The sequence below is a fragment of the Allokutzneria sp. NRRL B-24872 genome (genome assembly GCF_002155965.1).
Lineage (GTDB): Bacteria > Actinomycetota > Actinomycetes > Mycobacteriales > Pseudonocardiaceae > Allokutzneria.
On record NZ_MUMH01000414.1, the window covers coordinates 1 to 688 of the forward strand.

A 688-nucleotide genomic window follows, 5' to 3' on the forward strand; every position below is an offset into this window, starting at 1 on the left:
GTGGTCAGCCCGGCCTTCTTCATGACCGCGAGGTGGCGGGAGACCTCGGGCGCGGTGATGTTGTACGCGTCGGCCAGCTCGCTCCTCGTGTACGCGCCCCGGGCGAGGCTGCGGCACAGCCGCATCCGCATCGGGTGGGCCACCGCCTCCAGGCGCAGCCTGACGGCCTCCACGGGGGCGCCGCCGCCGAGGTCGCGGGCGGGCACGGGGTACTGGACCACCGGCTGCCAGCCGGGCGCGTGCAGGGCGAAGAGGTGCGGCCAGCCGAAGGCGGTCGGCAGGAACGTCACGCCCGAGCCCTCGGCGCTGGTGCGGCCGTGGATCATCTTGTCCACGACGATCCGGGTGCCGGCCGCGTCCTCCTCCAGGACCATCGCGGCGGAGGCGTCGGCGACGGCCTCCGCGAGTCCCTTGCGGCGCAGCAGCTCGGTCTTGTGGCGGGCGTCGGCGGCGAGCTGGATCCGGACGCGCTGCCAGGTGTCGGCGAAGAAGGCCTCGTCGCAGTCCTCCAGGAGCCGCCGGACCCACGCGCGCGTGCCGGGCGGGTCCGCGAGCATCCGTTCGGCGAAGGCGGCCTGGCGCGGGCCGCGCGCGGCGGCCAGGTCGAGGGCGCGGCGCCGCATCCGTTCGTCGACGAGCGGCGAGGGGGCGCCGTGCGTGTAGTGGCTGGCGCAGGAGATCTCCAGGG

1 protein-coding gene is annotated in these 688 nt (G+C 75.7%); it reads right to left on the reverse strand.

The features are described 5' to 3' along the window. On the reverse strand, positions 1-688 hold a 688-nt coding region (locus CCN37_RS38395), incomplete at both ends, for a DUF5937 family protein (protein WP_143262083.1).